Here is an 18,163-nt window from a genome sequence, read left to right on the forward strand (position 1 = left end):
TTCACGCAGATAAAAACGGAATGATCGCTCCCATCAACGCACCGACGACTACAACGTACCAAGCCGGAACCTTCCAGAAAACCAGCATACCGAACAGCACCGCCACGAAAGCAAAATCTACCGGGCGGAGCACAGCGGTAGTCCATATGGGATCGTACAGCGCCGCAAGCAAAATACCGACAACCGCAGCGTTCATACCCGTTAAAGCGCCCTGCATACGAGGATGTGCACGTAAAGCATTCCAGAACGGAAGCGCACCGATGATTAGAAGGAAGGCAGGCAAGAAAATGGCGATCGTCGCCGTTATGGCGCCCGCCAAGCCTCCTGCCATTGTGCCCACATATGAGGCAAACGTGAACATGGGACCCGGAATCGCTTGTGCAGCCCCGTATCCGGCGAGAAAATCCTCCTTGCTGATCCAGCCAAGAGGCACCATTTCACGCTCCAACAGAGGCAGAACGACGTGACCACCGCCAAACACCAGCGAGCCAGCTCTGTAAAAGCTGTCGAACATCGCTACCCCTACATTGTCGGTGAGCTGCCGCAAGATGGGCAGACCCAGCAGCAGTACAGCAAAGAGAATCAAGAAAACAGCTCCCGAAGTTCGGCTGACCGGGATCTGCATCCGATCCGGCTCGACAGCATTACCGCGGCGGTACCACCATGCGCCGAGAAGGGCTGCAGCGGCGATCAGCAGCACTTGTGTAAGGGCAGTCTGCCAAAGCAGCGTGACAGCGGCCGTCAAGATAGCCACGCTTGCTCGCGCACGATCCGGTGCCAGCTGGCGGCCCATGCCCAGCACCGCCTGCGCCACGACAGCTACAGCCACCAGCTTCAGACCGTGAATCCAGCCAGCCCCGCTAAGACCGAAGCCCTGCAGCGCATAAGCGAACACAACGAGAGCAAGCACAGACGGAAGTGTAAATCCGAGCCACGCGATCAAGCCTCCAAGCAGCCCGCCGCGAATCACGCCGATGCCGATGCCGACCTGACTACTGGCAGGCCCAGGAAGAAACTGGCTGAGCGCTACCAGATCAGCATAGGCTCGTTCATCCATCCACTTCCGGCGATTAACGTATTCGTCCCGAAAGTAACCGAGATGCGCAATTGGCCCTCCGAAGGAAGTGACTCCCAGCTTGACGGATACTCTCAAAATTTCCATCAGAGCAGCAGCCTTGGACTTGGGGGCTTCAACTATTTCATTCGTACTAGCAGATGATGACATACAATAAAACTCTCCCTTTGAGCTTGTTGGTCGTAAATCGTTCACTTCCATCAAAGCAAACGGTACTAAGATGGCATGTTAAATGCTCATATTTCGGTTTCCGTACCTAACGCTTTATTCAACACTCTAAGCCGATTCGATGAGCGAATCGTGCAATATTCTCGTCTCCGACAGCTCCGCTTCCGCCCTGAGCTTGGCATTCTCCAGCTCTCTAAGTATGCTCATGACCTCCGCAAGCTTAGATTCTACCTGCGCTAGGGTCTCCTTAATTCGGCCCTGAACGAGCCAGTCTGCGATTAATCCATCAAAGAAATAATCCGAAAACTTGAGGAAATCGCCTATATCCATATGGATGGATATGGACATCCGTATGTCCTTCAGTTCGTGCTCGAATCGGCGCAGGCTGCTTTGCGAGCGGCGGATGCTGTCCATCGCTTCATCCATTCGGCTGTGCTTTATATGCGTAGAGAGGAATCCGCCGCCCAGCATATCATATGTCCCCCAGCCGTGTGCAGATTGCAGCAGCCCATCTGCACGTTCCAAATTAGCCGACACCGACTGACCTTCCCGCAGCGCCTCAGCCAATTCTTTCACTTGTAGAATAAGGTCTGCTTCCCGCTCCTCCAACTCATCGAGCCGTATGCTTTTATCCGAACCCGATTGTTGAATCAAACGTTTTTTTTCCTTTAGAATTTCTTGAATTTCCAATTCCCAATATTTCGTTTCTTGAAGCTTCGCTTCAAATTCTGCAATCTCCCCTTGGAGCTCCTCGGCCGCCCTTACCGCTTCTTCATGCTTTAGCTTCGCTTCAAGCACTTCCCGCTCTTCGACTTCCAGCATAGCTTCCTTCTTCTGCAGGAGTGAATAGAGCAACGCCGTAAAGGATAAGCCGGATAACCGAGCTACGTCCCGTTCCTCTTTGGCTAATTGTTCTTCCCAAACAGAGGCTTGATGCTCTTCCGTCTCCAGCTCCTTCCTAAGCAAATTTACCCGCTCCAGCCACAATGCTTGCTTAGCTCTCTTTTCCTTTGCTGAGGCCAATCTGGCGTTTAGCTCCTCAAACATACCGATCCTCTCCTTCTTCATTCCTTTTCCTATATAAACGGTATTCATCAGATACAGGTTTCAGTAGATTGGGCTAAGTCACCAGGTGTGCTGTATCTGCCAAAAAAAGAAGTACCCCAAGGGCTCTCTTCCCGTCCATTATGCTAAAACGCCTTCAATCGCTGCCAATTCGTCCTCCGAAAAATCGAGGTGATCCAGCGCACACTCTTACAAGTATATAGCAAGTATATAGAATGAAGGGAAGGTTGCAAAGATCGGAGATGGGATTCCCTTGATTCTGAATAACCCGGCGAACTTCACGTTGAATTCAAATGAAACAACCTTACCCCGTAACCATACGGAATAAGGTTGTCTATTTTAGCAGCGGTATGGTACTCATTCAACCATTGATAATTTCGCCACCATTGATGTGAAGAAATTGGCCGGACATATAAGAAGAATCATCGGATGCCAAATAGACGTAGGCCGGTGCGAGCTCTTCCGGCTGCCCGGGCCGTTTCATCGGTGCATTTGCTCCGAACTCAGCTACCTTATCCTCATCGAATGTTGAAGGAATTAGCGGCGTCCATATGGGCCCGGGGGCCACACCGTTCACTCGGATACCCTTATCGACTAAATTCATGGACAGCGAACGGGTGAAGGCGACGATCGCGCCCTTTGTAGACGAATAATCAATGAGCTCGGGTTGACCCCGATAAGCGGTAACGGAGGACGTGTTAATAATAGACGACCCTTCCTTCAAATGAGGCAAAGCAGCTTTCGTCAAATAAAAAAACGAAAAAATATTCGTTCGGAATGTGCGTTCCAGCTGCTCTTGTTCAATTTCAGTAATGCAGGATTTTGGATGCTGCTCAGCGGCATTATTCACCAAAATATCCAGGCTGCCAAAGGTATCCACTACCTTCTTCACAGCTTCCCGGCAAACATTCTCTTCTCCAATATCACCCGATATCAGCAGACATCTTCCTCCCTGCTCCTCAACCAAACGTCTCGTCTCCTCCGCGTCTTCCAGTTCATTCAGGTAAACGATCGCCACGTCTGCCCCTTCTGCGGCGTAACAGACCGCTACGGCCCGGCCTATGCCGCTGTCCCCGCCGGTAATCAAAGCGGCTTTCCCGATTAATTTGCCGCTGCTTTTGTATTTTCGATCAACAGCTTCAGGCTTGGGATGCATTAGGCTCTCATGTCCCGGTCTGCGGTTTTGATGCTGCGGCGGCATCGTTTGCTTGTCCGTTTGAATAGTGCTCACTTGCGTTCTCTCCCTTCGCTTTCAGCTTTCCTCGGATGGTCTTGATTCCACTCTTTGGCCTTGGCTGTGGCAATGGCGATAGCCCGGCCTTCCTCAGAACCGTCATCCAAAAGCGCATTCGCAATCTCAATCGCCTTATCCCTCACTCGAGGATCCAAATTCTTCATGGACGGGGGATAATCCCGTTTATTCCATGGCATGGAACACCCTCCTCTCCTGATTGGCCTTACGCTATTACTTATCCGTTCCCCTTGGTCGTGAAACAAGCGCTGCCTATCCCCTAAGCCCTCTTCCGGATCAGGTAAGTCAGAGCATTGAGCTCCCCGCCTATGATGATAAGCAGTGCCGAAATATAGAACCAGGACAGCAGTACGATAACTCCCCCCAAGCTCCCGTAAGTGGCGCTGTAGTCGCCAAAATGGTTCACATAATATGAGAATCCCCATAATGTGAGCTGCCAACCGGCTGCAGCCAACATTGCACCCGGGAGAACATCCTTACACGTAAGACAAGTATTGGGCGCTATATAATATACGGCGGTTAACACCAGAAACAGAATGAAGAAATTCATACTCCAGCGCAGCATATTCCACAGCTGAACTTGACTCCAAGGTATGTGCAGGTGAATGTACATCCATTCCCCAATGAACTGGCCGAATACGCTTAGCAGCAGCGCGGAGGCCACGACTATCAGCATGCCAGCAGTAAGAGCAATAGACAAGATGCGGGAGTGGATGAAGCTTTTGCGCGGCGGAAGCCCGTAAGCTTTATTAACGGCGAGCACAATGGAATTCATAGCTGCGCTCGCAGTAACAAGAGAGAAGATGAGACCGAAGGATAACGCTCCTCCCCTCTTGATTTCCAGCACATTCTTCAGATGATCCTCTATCCCCGTTGCCCCTCCCGCCGGAATGTATTCTTTTACAAGCAGGAGCACATCCTGCGCGGTCACCGGCAAATAACCAAGAAGACTCATGATGAAAATCAGGAACGGAAACAGTGAAAAAAGAAAATAATAAGCGCATTGGGCAGCCAGATTCAGGACGTCATCTTGTTCCAATTGCTTCCAAATCTCCCGTAGTAAAAGCCGGACCTTCATACGGCTTGCCCTCCATTCTGAGTCACAGGTCGTCATTCCATTCGGCTGTCATGCCTGTCGGATACAACATAGGTCGCTGTGTCCTGCTTATCGATAAGATAGCGCCTGTTTTCCCATTGTGATCCAAGTATCGATGAACGTCTGCTTGTTCGCCTTTTGAGCTTTTTTGGCTGTCAGTGGATCGTTCACATATACGTGATCGGCGTTGAATCCGACAAGCACGACCACGTGCAAGCTTCAATCAGAATCCATCCTTTATCTTCCGTTATTTCCATAGGATAAGCATAAAGGACCGGATTCATCCGGCCCTTCGGGTATTCCATTCTTTATATCTTAGCTCTTCGTTTATCCCTTTAAAGCCAATGCAGGGTTCGGTTTTTCGAGGAATGCCCAGAATGACCTCCTGCAGGTATATTCGCCGTTTCCGTTACTTACCGAGCAGTTCCAAATGCTTTCCAATGTGAGAGATCAGCGATTGCTCATACGCTTCTTCCTGTTCGCTGAGCGTACGGTAGAACTCGTCCTTAAACAAGGAGCCGCCCTGCGCATCCTTCGCCTGCAGCAAAATGCCGTACGTAATATGAATCAATTGACGTGCGTTGTCTTCATTCATATAGGTATCCGCCAGCTCGGCATCAGCCACTTGATCCAGCGGGACGATTTTGCTAATATCGGTCGTCACATGATAGTAGGCTGCCGCCTCCTCAAAGTGCTCCAGAGCATATTGATGCATGCGACGATAAAGAGAAGGCTTCACTTTGGCCACGGTACGGACGGCTTCCAGCCAGTTGGTGCCTGCCGTTTTCACATGAAAGCGGCCTTTGGTGTATTTGCCGATGATCGGAAACACGCTGAACTTGTCGCTGCCGGAGTGAATGCTCAGCTTGTAGCCAAAATGGTCCGCGATAGCGGCATGGATGACCATTTCTTTCTCGAACTGCCCGATATCGCCGATGAAGTCGATTCCCTTTTGGAACTCGCCGCAAAAGCGGGGCGCCATGCTGTAGATCGACAGCCCTTTTCCGTACAGCTCCTTGGCTACGAAAAAATGAGATTCCGGCGCTGTCGCAGTCACCGTTTCGTCGATCGAAATTTCAAAGTCGACCTCGTTCGCAGCGTTTTTGATGTAGGTGTTGTACACATGCTCCATAAAATCAATGGCGGCCCCATAGATGAGCACATTCTTGATCAGTGTTTCACGGTCGAACGTGATGGAAATTCCTGCAACCTGGAACGTTTGATCCAGATAACGCGATTCGTAATGACTGCGGACTTCCTGCGGGAGCCCGGCATACTTGGACTCCTGCTCGGCAGCGGACGCGTCTTCGATAGAATTATCGATCTTCTCCGAGCAGTCCAGCGTCAGCATCGTGAACCCGAGGTCCAGCGACATCTGAATATCCGATTCCACCTTCAAGTGGTCTCCGTCCGCGCCGAAGCCGTCCTTGTAGCCTTCCTGGAACACGGCGTAACAAGCGGCGTCCAGCACCTGCTTATAGTCGCGTCCCATCAAGGTCACCTCACGGATGCTTTGCTGCGCCAGAATCGGACGCACATCTTTGCCTTTGACGGTCTTGATGTGGCCGGGCGAAGCGATACCCAGCCGGTCCCCTAGGCCGATGATTGAGCTTTGCGTGCCGAAGGCGCGCGGTTTCGTATATTCAAAGTGACGGTTCAAGACCAACCGATTGTCATGTGTGAGCGGACACAGCTTAGCTCCGTCTTCTACAGTTCCCTGCAGTTCGTCGAAAAGCGCGCCTTCGCCCACGGCAAGCAAATATTTCGTATGATCCGCGAGATTTTTCACCATCATCAGTTTAGTGGGGCCCGATGTATTCAATGATTGCGTATATACTTTGATATCGCCGCTATTTGCCGGAGCTGCCTTACCCGCCGTCAAAGCTTCGACGATTTGAACAAGTTTAGCCATACATCCATTCCTCCTTATTCCTCTATCTTCTTTTTGATCATATCGCAAAAATAGTATATAATCTCAGCATTTTTTGCTTATTTTCATAATATATATGCATATTTTGCTATGAAATCAAAAGCATTTTTGCTAAAATGAAGATCAAAATTGGACATGGAATCGGGGTGTGCAACCAGCATGAGCGAAACAGTGACTTTGAATTACGGGGATGAAGAGGGAGACTTTTACATCCAGCACATTCGGAGAACGGAGCCGTTCGGGCGGACGAATCATTTTCACGGGACTTATGAAATCTATTATTTACTGTCCGGACAACGGGCTTATTTTATTAAAGACCGTACTTATTTGATCTCCCCCGGTGACATAGTATTCATAGATAAGCACGAGGTGCACAAGACATCCGACCTTGGTATGCCGGGCCATGAGAGGGTTGTCATCAATTTCAGCGACCGTTTCGTTGGTAAGGATCATCCCCTCTATCATCCTGAATTGTTCGCCGCTTTTGAGCATCCTTCGCATGTATTCAGTCTGAAGCTGCCGGATCAAATTTTTGTGCAAACTCTTCTGAGTAAGCTTACGAAAGAGCTGAAGGATAAGGCAACCGGGTATGAGAGCTATGTGAAGCTCCTGTTGACGGAACTGCTGCTGTTCGCTGGGCGCTGCGCGGAGAAGCTAGAGACGGCCGCCATTGAGCATGCAAGTCCCCTGCACAAAAAAATATCCGAAATTGTCCGGTTCATTAACAGCCACTTCCACGAGTCGATGACGCTGCCCGGGATATCGGAGCAATTCTATATGAGTCCGTATTACTTGAGCCGTGCCTTCAAGGAGGTAACCGGGTTTACGTTCGTGGAATATATCAATACGACTAGAATTCGGGAAGCGCAGAAGCTGCTTAAGGAGACCAATCTGAAAATGATTGAAATTGCGGAGCGGACCGGCTTTGAGAACATCGCCCATTATGGGAGAACGTTCAAGAAACTGTCCCGTATGACCCCAGTGGAATACAGGAAGCTCAACCGCTGAGAATGCGTCTTTAGTCCAACTTTTACCTAAGCCTTATGGGATGGAAGAGTCTTTAATCATCCAGACTGACGGATCCCTAACGAATCCATGACTCCGCTTGTAACCCTATCTTTCAATAAGATATAATGGTAACCATTGAGACTCGATTTTTGGCGGATTCTGGAGGCGATTTGTATTCTGTATTTTGCCGCATTTCTCATGTCCTTTCTCATTGTGCTCCTGCTCATTCCCCCGCTCCGCAAACTGGCTTTCCATATCGATTTTGTAGACAAGCCCAAAGCGGACAACGAAAGAAAGATTCATAGAGAGCCGATTCCGTTAACTGCAGGCTTAGCTATTTTTGCAGGTATTCTATCTACATACTTACTATTCGTTCAAGAGGATTGGAAACGCTCCGCCGCACTCTTCATCGGCTCTATACTCATCCTTGCGATCGGCATGGTGGATGATTGGTACAAAACCCACGGCAAAGAGCTGGCCGCATGGCCAAAGCTGATCGTTCAGCTATCCGCAGCGGTAATCGTTTACGCCTCTGGCGTCGTATTCTACGGCTTCAACAACCCGTTTACAGGTCAAGATATTATTCTTCCGGTTTGGCTTCAGTTTTTTCTAACAGTCACTTGGATATTCGGAGTAACGACGGTCATTAATTTCACCGACGGCATGGACGGTCTGGCGGGAGGATTATCGGCAATTGCCGCCGTAACACTATTTATCGTCGCACTCACCAAGGGCCAGCAGGATTCCGCCATTATGGCGATCATCCTCGTAGGTGCTGCGCTGGCTTACCTTCGGTATAACAAGCCTCCGGCTAAAGTATTCATGGGTGACGCAGGCGCTACCTTATTCGGATTTCTGCTTGGGGTCATCGCGCTGGACGGCGCCTTCAAGCAAGCTACGGTGCTGTCGGTCCTGATTCCGATTCTGGCGCTCGGCGTCCCGATCTTCGACAACCTGTTTGTCGTCTTTAAGCGCTTCATGAACGGCAAGCCGATTTATCAGGCCGATGCCTCCCAAGCCCACTACCGGCTGCTGCGCAGCGGATTGAATCCGAATCAAGTCGTGCTGTTCCTTTGCTTGATCAATGTATGCTTCGGGTTAACCTCAATCATTTTGTTGCTGCTGACCGTGTAACGAATGAACGAGCGGTTAGAAAACGGGCCCCTGTTCAAACAGGGGCCCGTTTTTTGCTTTTTCAGAAAGCTTAACATCCACGTAATCCCTCTAAGCGCTAGCTGTGCTTACTATCTATTCCGTACTACGCAGTATCACCCGTGCTGCTTCAAATGACGGCGAAATCCCAAGCGAAGCAAGTACGGGACAATAAAGAGGATGAACAAGATGCGGAACATCTGGTAAGCGACGACCATGGAAACATCGCCTCCTATCGCTGCCGCCGTCACCCCCATCTCCGTCATCCCGCCTGGGGAGGTGCTGAGGAAGGCGGTGACCATGCTGATCGGCAGCACAAGACTATAGCCATAGGACAGTGTTAATGAGAGCACGACAACAGCGATCCCCCCGGCGAGCGAGTAAGGCAGCAAACGGCGCCAGCCCACCAGAGCGCTGAAGCGGATGCCGAGGCCGAGATAGATACCGAGGCTCCACTGCGCCGCGAGGACTAGCGGTGTCGGCAGGTGCGGTGCCCCCGAGTTTGTTACTGTAAGCGCGGCTGCAACGATGATCGGACCAAGAAACCACGGCGTCGGCAGCCTTAGCCTCATAGCAAGCAGTGCTGAAGCGATCACTAGGGCAGTTATAACCGGTACCGCCCAGGCTGGAGCGCCGGACGCTGCCGCTGCTGCAGGCTGCGGAAGCACCCCGGTCCCGGGAGCAGCCGAATCCGCCAGACCGTGTACAGCAAGGAAAGGCACAACGAAGATCACCGTCAGCAAACGGATGGTCTGCATAAAAGAGACTACGGTTTGATCGGCTCCTTTAATCTCTTCGCTGAGCACAACCATCTGCGACAATCCGCCGGGTACACTGCCGATCACGCTGCTCTGCAGCGTGATGCCCGTTCGTCTAGCAATCAGCCAGGCAAAACCCAGACTGAAGCCGACGGTCAGTAACGTCGCCAGCAGCATGGAGGGCAGCTGCCCGGCGATCTGGCGCGCGCTTTCTGCCGTAAATGACAACCCCATGCTGTACCCCAATAACAGTAATCCTCCGTTCCGAAACCCGACCGGCCATTTCAGCTCTCTCTTCGTCAGTCCTTGCCATAGCAATGCCGCTGTAAGCGGGCCTAGCATCCAGCTGAGCGGAACGTCGAGCAGCGTAAACAGCAGTCCTCCCACAAAGGTGACCGCGAGCGTTTCCGTCAGTTTGAACATTAAAACAACCTTCTTTCACTTAGTGGAACAAGAAGAAAACCCGTTCAAGTATTCTCTATATAAGGATAATCTTGATACGGGTTTTGTCAACGACTGATTTCATCGAAGCGAACTAGCTCCGATACCTGCACGGGCTGACCTGTGCGGATCGAGCGATTACCGGCATTCCCGGTCAAGAACGATATCGCTCCGCACATATCTATTTTTAACATGCCGGTCAATCATTCCTCAAGTCTATACAATCTACTGATTGTTCAATGAACCGCAGACCATTTCATTTCCGTGGCTAAGGATAAATTAGGTTTATTGAAAAAATGGAATATAATATAGTTATGTCATGAACCACAAACCATAAAAAAGGGTGAAACTACTCATGTTAGATCCAAGAATAGAACGTTTAGCAGATGTTTTGGTTAATTACTCTACAAGGGTTCAGCCCGGGGAGAATGTACTGGTCGAAGCCTTTGGCATCGATAATGCGCTGGTTAAATCCATTGTCCAAAAGTTACACGAAGCAGGGGGCCGACCATTTGTTAACCTTCGGGATCATCAAGTAACAAGAGAGCTCCTCATGAACGCAACGGAAGAGCAAATCAAAACATGGGCAGAATTCGACGCTCACCAGATGACCCTAATGCAGGCTTATATCGGCGTCCGCGGCGGGAACAATATTTATGAATTATCGGATGTTCCCGATGAGAACATGAAGCTGTACAACAAATTCTATAACCATCATGTCCATTCTACGATTCGTGTAAAAAAAACAAAATGGGTCGTGCTTCGTTACCCGACTCCTTCGATGTCACAACTTGCTTCCATGAGCACAGAGGCGTTTGAAAAGCTTTACTTTGACGTATGTACAATGGATTATTCCAAAATGAGCAAAGCCATGGACGCTTTAGTTGATTTGATGAATACAACGGATAAGGTTCATTTAAAAGCTGCCGGGACGGACCTCACCTTCTCGATCAAAGACATTCCTGCAATTAAGTGTGCCGGTGAGATGAACATCCCCGATGGCGAAGTCTTCACAGCACCAGTCCGGGAATCCGTCAACGGAGTGATTTCATATAACACGCCTAGCCCCTACAACGGCTTTGTATTCGAGAATGTGAAGCTGCGGTTCGAGAACGGCAAAATCATTGAAGCGACAGCGAATGATACGGAGCGGATTAATCAAATTTTCGATACAGATGATGGGGCGAGGTTTGTCGGAGAATTTGCTATTGGCGTTAATCCCTACATATTAAATCCGATGAAAGACATTCTGTTTGATGAAAAAATAGCGGGAAGCATTCATTTTACTCCTGGTCAAGCGTATGATGAAGCAGATAACGGGAACCGATCCTCCATCCACTGGGATTTAGTGCTGATCCAAAGGCCCGAGTATGGCGGAGGAGAAATTTACTTCGATGACCAATTGATCCGTAAGGATGGACTTTTTGTCATTCCGGAATTGGAACCGTTAAATCCGGAGAACTTGAAATAAACGACTTCAACTTCTGGCGGGGGCCTGGCGTACAATAGTAAATAGTCTCCTTCCCTATCTGCACCCATTGGCCAATGATCACTTGTGGGCTTCCGCTCAATTTTGGAGCGTCCAATCCATAAACTTCTGACCTGCATAAGATACTGTAGATAAAGCGAAAGGAGGATGTCATCTATGAGCTGCGTAAGAGGTTTTGGTCATGGGTTCACTTCTACTGGAGTAATTCTGGTTCTGTTTATTCTTCTTGTCATTGTTTCTACTGCATGGTTCATCTAATTATAATACTACCTAGACACTCTAAGCCTTTGTTCCTTGTTTAGGGAGGTAAATACTGTGAGCTATGCAGCTGGCTATGGAGGTCTATATACTTCTACCGGAGTAATTCTGGTTCTCTTTATTCTTTTGGTTATTGTGTCCCGTGCCGTGTGGATATAAATTCCGTCAAGATGATAATAATAAAGCGGAAATGGAGCTCCTTTGAGCTCCTTTTCCTGCACAGCAGCGGATCATTGTATCGTTGATATCATATATTTCCATTTTTCACTGCGTACATAGTGTTTGTTTCTCAATAACATGGATAGAATGAGAGGTTAGAATGAGGAAACTGGTATTTTTCATAGGTCCTGCCGGAGCGGGGAAAACGACACTCGCAAAAGCCTTGGCCAAAAAACGCCGGGCTGCCTTTTTTGACATGGACACGCTATTGCGGCCTTCCGCAGAGGCGATCATGTCCCTATCCGGGCTTGACCCGGACGATAGGGATTCGCCGTTATACAAAACGCGCTGCCGGGATTTGGGCTACCGGGTCACGATGGACACCGCACTGGATAACGTAGAGCTTGGAACGGACTCATTCGTCGTTGGTCCGTTTACCAAGGAGTCCGAAGACCCACAGTGGATTGAGAGAGAGCTTTCGCGAATCGGCGCTTCGCTCAACGATGTTGACGTCAAGGCGGTTTTCGTGTTTCTCCCGAATGAGGAGCTTTACCGCAATCGAATTCAAGAAAGAGGCCTGCCTATAGATATGTGGAAGCTGGAGAATTGGGGCGAGTTCAGCCGTTCACTCGTTACCCGGCAAATCAAATGGCATGTACACGCGTCATCGGTTCTTTATTTCGATAATTCAGAACAGCTTTCCGAAGAGAAACTATCGCTTGTAGAACGATTTGTTTATAAAAACGACAATCGGCCCCTCTCGCAATGATTGCGATAAAAGGGCCGATATGTAACCATGTATAATATTCGTTTAGATCCAGCTTTGAATCGAACGCTCATAGGCGATCAGTTCGTCAGCTTGGAAAAAGTGAGCGATCTCACGCTCTGCACTCTCCGGGGAGTCGGATCCGTGGATGATATTATTGCCCGTTTGAACGGCAAAGTCGCCGCGGATGGTTCCCGGAGCCGCGTCCAGCGGGTTCGTCTTGCCCATCATCGTACGGGACAACTGAATGACATTTTCTCCTTGCCATACCATAGCGAATACCGGTCCGGACGTAATAAACTGCACCAGCTCACCGAAGAACGGTCTTTCCTTGTGCTCAGCGTAGTGGTACTCCGCTTGCTCTTTCGTGATGCGGATCAGCTTCGCTCCGATAAGCTGAAACCCTTTGTCTTCAAAGCGCTGCGTGATCTTTCCGATTAATTGGCGTTGAACCCCATCAGGCTTGATCATTAAGAACGTTTTTTCCATGCTGTATACACTCCATCTCTTTATGTTGTCATCAATTCAGTATATCATCAATTACTTAAAATTTCCATTCCGGAAAAGTTATGCGCTTCGCTCCGGAACAAGACCTGTCGCATCGGTCTTGTTGACTTTACCCAAAGCCAGCTGAGCCTGAGCTGCAGCGATTCGGGCGAGCGGTACCCGGTAAGGCGAACAGCTCACATAGTCAAGTCCTACTGCATGGCAAAAGAAGATCGACTGCTTGTCGCCGCCGTGCTCACCACATATACTCGTCTTCAGCTGCGGTTTCACAGATTTTCCTTGTTCGACCGCCCACTCAATCAACCGGCCGACGCCATCCCGATCCAGCACCTGGAACGGATTATCCGGCAGCAGCTTTGACTCCACGTAATGTGTCAGGAACTTGCCTTCCGCATCGTCCCGGCTGTAGCCGAACGTCATCTGTGTCAAATCATTCGTCCCGAACGAGAAGAAATCCGCATGTGCCGCAATTTGTGCCGCCGTCACAGCAGCGCGAGGCACTTCGATCATTGTGCCGATCCGGTAATGGAAGGTACGTGCCGCATCGCCCAGCACTTCCTCGGCCTTGCGCTCGACCAGCTCTCGCATCCGCTTCAGCTCATTGGCATGACCAACAAGCGGGATCATGATATCCGGCTTCACATCTACTTGCTCTTTCATACAGCTGAGCACGGCGCGGAAAACAGCCTCCACCTGCATCTCATAGATTTCAGGCAGCACCAGACCAAGTCGGCAGCCCCGTGTTCCCAGCATCGGGTTCATTTCATGCAGCGCCCTTACTTTGCGCAGCAGCTTGTCGAGCTGTTCACGTTCCGACGGATCGGCATCCGCCTGGAAGCGCAATCGCTCCTGCTGAACGATCAACTGTTCCAGATTCGGTAAAAACTCATGCAGCGGAGGATCCAGCAGCCGGATCGTTACGTGAAGACCGTTCATCGCGTGAAAGATGCCCTCGAAATCGTCCTGCTGCATAGGCAGCAGCTGCGACAGCGCTTCGGTGCGTTCTTCATCCGTCTCGGCGAGAATCATTGCCTGTACAACCGGAACCCGATCGGCGGACATAAACATATGCTCTGTCCGGCACAGTCCAATGCCTTCAGCGCCAAAGCTTCGAGCTTTAGCCGCATCCTCCGGCGTATCCGCATTCGTGTACACCTGCAGCGTTCGAATCGCATCCGCCCAGCTCAGCAGCTGTTGCAGTTCCGTAGTGATCACTGGCTCACGCAGGCTCACGCCTCCCAGAATGACGCGTCCCGTAGCACCGTCAATCGAGATATCATCGCCTTCCCTGATGACCCTCATCTCGCCGTCGACTTCAACGGTAAAGACACGATCCTCGATACGGATGGATTCACAGCCGCAGACGCACGGCTTACCCATCCCTCGCGCGACAACTGCCGCATGGCTTGTCATGCCGCCCCGGCTTGTCAACACGCCTTCCGCAGCCAGCACGCCATGAATATCCTCCGGCGTTGTCTCTGAACGGACCAGGATGACCTTGCGGCCTGCGCGCACCCAAGACTCCGCTGTATCAGCATCAAAGACAGCTGCTCCCGTCGCTGCTCCTGGCGAAGCCGGAAGCCCGCTTGCGAGAACGTTGAGGGGTTTGTCGGTATCAATCGCCCGATGGAGCAGCTGATCCAGGTGAAACGGCTCGATCCGCTCAATCGCTTCTCCCCGCTCCACAATGCCTTCGCGTACAAGATCTACCGCGATCTTAACAGCTGCCTGGGCGGTCCGTTTACCGTCTCGAGTTTGCAGCAGGTACAGCTTTCCGCGCTCGACCGTAAATTCAATGTCCTGCATATCCTTGTAGTGCAGCTCCAGCGATTCAGCCGTACTCGCCAATTGGTCATATACTTCAGGCATGTCATTCTTCAGCTCGGCAATCGGTACCGGCGTCCGAACACCGGCGACGACATCCTCGCCCTGCGCGTTCATCAGGTATTCGCCGTAAAGCGACTTCGCCCCGGTAGAAGGATTGCGCGTGAACACGACACCCGTGCCGCAATCGCTTCCCATGTTGCCGAATACCATCGATTGAATATTTACCGCCGTGCCCTGCTCATCCGGGATGTGGTGAACCTTGCGGTACACCTTCGCACGGGCATTGTTCCACGAACGGAACACCGCTTCCACCGCAAGCTCCAACTGTTCCTCAACCTGCTGCGGAAACGGACGTCCGGTTTCTTTGAGTATGATTGCTTTGTAATCTTCAACTAGTTGCATCCAGACTTCAGCGCTCACCTGACTATCATAATCGACGCGACTTTGCTCCTTCATGCGATGTAGCAAGCCTTCAAAATGATACGACTCCAGATCAAACACGACACTGCCAAACATTTGAATCAACCGTCTATAGCAATCATAAGCGAAACGCGGGTTGCCGGTGAGCTCCGCAAGCCCTCGGACTGTTTCGTCATTCATGCCCAGGTTCAAGATCGTATCCATCATGCCAGGCATTGAGGTGACCGAACCGGAACGGACCGAAACCAGCAGCGGATTCAGAGGATCGCCGAATCGCTGGCCCTTAACGGATTCAAGCTGCTTCATGGCTTGCTCTACTTCTCCCATAAGCCCCTTGGGAAGCTGTCTGTCGGCGGCATAATACGCTCGGCACACCTCGGTCGTAATGGTAAAACCAGGCGGCACCGGCAATCCGGCATTGGTCATTTCCGCCAGATTGGCCCCTTTTCCTCCGAGCCATTGTTTCATACCGGCATGACCTGCTTCGAACGGAACTACGCTTCGCATAATGGAATTCCTCCTAAGTGGAATATATCGGAAAAATGATTAAATAAAACATAACATACACCTTATATTTTGTAAATAGTGTGTACTATTAAAATTATTAATACGTAATGTATGCAAAAAGAGAAGACATCTATGCGCTCCAACGAGCGTGATGCCTTCTCCATTTTTATCCCATGAAATATCAATCAAATTGTTCCTGCTGCTTCCTCAGCCTGCTCCGTATTTTGGGCATTCTGCAGCGATATTCGAGCCCCAAGCGACTGGAAGCTGCCGATGACGTCATCATAGCCGCGCTCCACATGTTCCACACCACTTATGCGCGTACAGCCTTCGGCGGTTAGTCCGGCCAAGATCAGAGACGTTCCCGCCCGAACGTCGGTGGCATGCACCCAGTTGCCGACAAGCGGACGGCCGCCGCGGATAAACGCACTCTCCCCGCGCACCTCGATCTCCGCTCCCATCCTTCGCAGCTGCGGCACATGATTAAACCTATTGGGATATACTTTATCCGTGATGATGCTCTTGCCCCTGGCCTGCGTTAGCAGGGCGGTCATTGGCTGCTGCAGGTCTGTAGCGAAGCCCGGATACATGGCAGCTCGGATACGTGTTGCCTTAATCGCATTCATTCCGTACGCCGTGATGCCTGATTCGGAGCATTCAACCGCCAATCCCGCTTCAATGAGCTTGGAAATACAGGAACCCAGATGCTCCGGGATAACATCGGTTACCGTGACGCACCCCCCTGTCATCCCCGCCGCCATCAAAAAAGCGCCGGCCACAAGGCGATCCGGAATAACGGTATGGATTCCTCCGTTTAAGTACGGCACTCCTTCAATGCGTATCCGGTCCGTTCCGGCACCGTATATTTTTGCCCCCAGCCCGTTCAGAAACGCAGCTGTATCGACAACCTCCGGATCGACGGCTGCATGGTACAAGTTCGTTCTGCCCTGGGCCCGTACGGCGGCCAGCATGGTGTTGATTGTCGCCCCCGACGTAACCGTATCGAAATAAATTTCCGCACCCCGAAGCGTACTTGCTTCCACTACATAATGATCCTCATGAAATACAACCTTTGCGCCCAGCGCCTTAAATGCTTTCATATGCTGGTCAATCGGCCTGGAAGAGAAATCGTCCCCTCCGGGAAAACCAACGGTAACCCTTCCGAACTTGGCAAGCAGCGCACCGGCAAAATAATACGAAGCACGGTACGAAGAAGCTTTGCCTGGGTCAATAATGGCGCTGTGAATGTACCGCGGATCAATTACAATGCTGCCGTTCGGCATGCGTGACAGTCTTAAACCGATATCACGCCCAATCCCGGCAATCACCTTGACATCATAAATATCGGGAATACCCTCCAGCGTTACTTGACCGTCCGCCAAACAGGCAGCGGCAAGCAGGGCAAGCGAGCTGTTCTTAGAGCCGGGTATCGTTATGGAGCCTTGAAGCGGTCCTGCAGGTTCGATTTGAATAAATCTCATTCGCGTAACCCTACTTTCCACATGTGCACGCACGCTATTTCGAATCCCACTCCAACACATATCCGCTGCCGCGCACCGCACTGATCAGAAACGTGTCTTTGCCGTATTTCTTGCGAATTCGGTACACGAGCGCATTCAGCTCATCCATGCTGACATCGGGAACGCCGTCCGTTCCTGAAGGGCGTTCCGGCCAGACGCTTCTTTTGATCTGCTCCATCGGCACAAGCCGATTCGCCTCTTGATAAAGCAGCCACAGAAACAAATATTCCTTCTCGGACATCGACAACCGTTTGTCGTCCACCACGCATTCCCTTTTTTCCCAGTGGATCGTCGGTTGTCCGGCCGGCTCCTCCCAATGCTGCGTTAGCGGCTCGAATTCCAACGTCTGATCAGCAAAAATATACGAAAAATGAAGCACCGTCATCCCCTTAGCCAGCTTGATAATATCCAGCGATTGAAGCGGATAGGACTGATGCGGCTCCACCTTCACTCCGTTAATTTCAGTACCGTGACGGCTTCCGAGATCATATAATACGGCTTTGCTGCCTTCCTGCCGAATCAAGACGTGCTTGCGTGATATAAATGCGTTCGTAAAAGCGAAATCCGGCGAATACGCCTTGGACGCCCTGCCCACTACGGTCTCAACAGCGGACAAATTGAGGCACGTTCCGGATCGGTAAGGCTCCCCGCGAATCACATAAAGACAAGCGAAAGTATCCAGTTTCGTTCCCCCCGAATGCTGCTTAGCGGCTCTCAGTCCTCTATGGACAAGTGAGTATGAATTCCATTCCATCATAACGTATC

The 18,163-nt window shown here is 50.8% G+C and carries 18 protein-coding genes; 6 read left to right on the forward strand and 12 right to left on the reverse strand.

Annotated elements, in window-relative coordinates; translation table 11 throughout:
• Position 1: 1 nt before the first annotated feature.
• The 6 genes from chrA to JOE45_RS07185 all read right to left on the reverse strand — a co-directional run bounded on the left by chrA (position 2) and on the right by JOE45_RS07185 (position 6,568).
• On the reverse strand, positions 2–1,225 hold the full coding sequence (gene chrA, locus JOE45_RS07160) for a chromate efflux transporter (RefSeq protein WP_210020855.1): 1,224 nt from the start codon (positions 1,223–1,225) through the stop codon (positions 2–4).
• Positions 1,226–1,351: 126 nt separating this feature from the next.
• Positions 1,352–2,290, reverse strand: coding sequence for a hypothetical protein (locus tag JOE45_RS07165; protein ID WP_210020854.1), 939 nt, complete (start codon positions 2,288–2,290; stop codon positions 1,352–1,354).
• Positions 2,291–2,669: 379 nt separating this feature from the next.
• On the reverse strand, positions 2,670–3,539 hold the full coding sequence (locus tag JOE45_RS07170) for an SDR family oxidoreductase (protein ID WP_210020853.1): 870 nt from the start codon (positions 3,537–3,539) through the stop codon (positions 2,670–2,672).
• Positions 3,536–3,739, reverse strand: coding sequence for a DUF2188 domain-containing protein (locus JOE45_RS07175; protein ID WP_210020852.1), 204 nt, complete (start codon positions 3,737–3,739; stop codon positions 3,536–3,538). The genes JOE45_RS07170 and JOE45_RS07175 overlap by 4 nt, the downstream gene beginning before the upstream one ends.
• Positions 3,740–3,819: 80 nt before the next feature.
• On the reverse strand, positions 3,820–4,638 hold the full coding sequence (locus JOE45_RS07180; RefSeq protein ID WP_210020851.1) for a YihY/virulence factor BrkB family protein: 819 nt from the start codon (positions 4,636–4,638) through the stop codon (positions 3,820–3,822).
• Between the two features lie 427 nt (positions 4,639–5,065).
• A complete protein-coding gene (locus JOE45_RS07185) occupies positions 5,066–6,568 on the reverse strand; it encodes a tagaturonate epimerase family protein (protein WP_210020850.1) in 1,503 nt (500 codons plus the stop codon).
• A gap of 177 nt (positions 6,569–6,745) precedes the next feature.
• On the opposite strand from JOE45_RS07185, the gene JOE45_RS07190 reads away from it, so the two are divergent.
• On the forward strand, positions 6,746–7,594 hold the full coding sequence (locus tag JOE45_RS07190) for a helix-turn-helix transcriptional regulator (RefSeq protein WP_210020849.1): 849 nt from the start codon (positions 6,746–6,748) through the stop codon (positions 7,592–7,594).
• Between the two features lie 198 nt (positions 7,595–7,792).
• The gene (locus JOE45_RS07195; RefSeq protein ID WP_210023376.1) at positions 7,793–8,728 is read left to right on the forward strand and encodes an MraY family glycosyltransferase; all 936 of its coding nucleotides are present in this window, start codon (positions 7,793–7,795) and stop codon (positions 8,726–8,728) included.
• 134 nt (positions 8,729–8,862) lie between these two features.
• On the opposite strand, the gene JOE45_RS07200 is transcribed toward JOE45_RS07195, so the two are convergent.
• Positions 8,863–9,927 carry an AbrB family transcriptional regulator gene (locus JOE45_RS07200; RefSeq protein WP_210020848.1) on the reverse strand — a complete coding sequence of 355 codons (1,065 nt, stop codon included), beginning with the start codon at positions 9,925–9,927 and terminating at the stop codon, positions 8,863–8,865.
• An 86-nt stretch (positions 9,928–10,013) separates the two neighbouring features.
• Positions 10,014–10,139, reverse strand: coding sequence for a hypothetical protein (locus tag JOE45_RS23815; protein ID WP_280873934.1), 126 nt, complete (start codon positions 10,137–10,139; stop codon positions 10,014–10,016).
• Between the two features lie 161 nt (positions 10,140–10,300).
• Between JOE45_RS23815 and JOE45_RS07205 the strand changes: the two genes are divergently transcribed.
• The 4 genes from JOE45_RS07205 to JOE45_RS07215 all read left to right on the forward strand — a co-directional run bounded on the left by JOE45_RS07205 (position 10,301) and on the right by JOE45_RS07215 (position 12,620).
• On the forward strand, positions 10,301–11,416 hold the full coding sequence (locus JOE45_RS07205; RefSeq protein WP_210020847.1) for an aminopeptidase: 1,116 nt from the start codon (positions 10,301–10,303) through the stop codon (positions 11,414–11,416).
• Between the two features lie 174 nt (positions 11,417–11,590).
• The gene (locus tag JOE45_RS07210; protein ID WP_210020846.1) at positions 11,591–11,692 is read left to right on the forward strand and encodes a YjcZ family sporulation protein; all 102 of its coding nucleotides are present in this window, start codon (positions 11,591–11,593) and stop codon (positions 11,690–11,692) included.
• Positions 11,693–11,749: 57 nt separating this feature from the next.
• Positions 11,750–11,851 (forward strand): sporulation protein YjcZ, encoded by a 102-nt coding sequence (locus JOE45_RS23475; protein WP_348632498.1) that lies wholly within the window; start codon positions 11,750–11,752, stop codon positions 11,849–11,851.
• A 160-nt stretch (positions 11,852–12,011) separates the two neighbouring features.
• On the forward strand, positions 12,012–12,620 hold the full coding sequence (locus JOE45_RS07215) for a P-loop nucleotide/nucleoside kinase family protein (RefSeq protein ID WP_210020845.1): 609 nt from the start codon (positions 12,012–12,014) through the stop codon (positions 12,618–12,620).
• Between the two features lie 42 nt (positions 12,621–12,662).
• Here JOE45_RS07215 and ndk read toward each other — a convergent pair whose 3' ends face one another.
• From ndk to JOE45_RS07235, 4 genes are all read right to left on the reverse strand, one after another.
• Positions 12,663–13,106 carry a nucleoside-diphosphate kinase gene (gene ndk / locus JOE45_RS07220; protein ID WP_210020844.1) on the reverse strand — a complete coding sequence of 148 codons (444 nt, stop codon included), beginning with the start codon at positions 13,104–13,106 and terminating at the stop codon, positions 12,663–12,665.
• Between the two features lie 78 nt (positions 13,107–13,184).
• Complete coding sequence (gene ppdK / locus JOE45_RS07225; RefSeq protein ID WP_210020843.1) at positions 13,185–15,878, reverse strand: pyruvate, phosphate dikinase; 2,694 nt, start codon at positions 15,876–15,878, stop codon at positions 13,185–13,187.
• A 185-nt stretch (positions 15,879–16,063) separates the two neighbouring features.
• Positions 16,064–17,359: a UDP-N-acetylglucosamine 1-carboxyvinyltransferase gene (gene murA, locus JOE45_RS07230; RefSeq protein ID WP_210020842.1), complete on the reverse strand. Its 1,296-nt coding sequence runs from the start codon at positions 17,357–17,359 to the stop codon at positions 16,064–16,066.
• A gap of 34 nt (positions 17,360–17,393) precedes the next feature.
• Positions 17,394–18,155 (reverse strand): FHA domain-containing protein, encoded by a 762-nt coding sequence (locus JOE45_RS07235; protein WP_245246782.1) that lies wholly within the window; start codon positions 18,153–18,155, stop codon positions 17,394–17,396.
• Between the last annotated feature and the right edge of the window lie 8 nt (positions 18,156–18,163).

The sequence above is a fragment of the Paenibacillus sp. PvR098 genome, assembly GCF_017833255.1.
GTDB lineage: Bacteria > Bacillota > Bacilli > Paenibacillales > NBRC-103111 > Paenibacillus_G.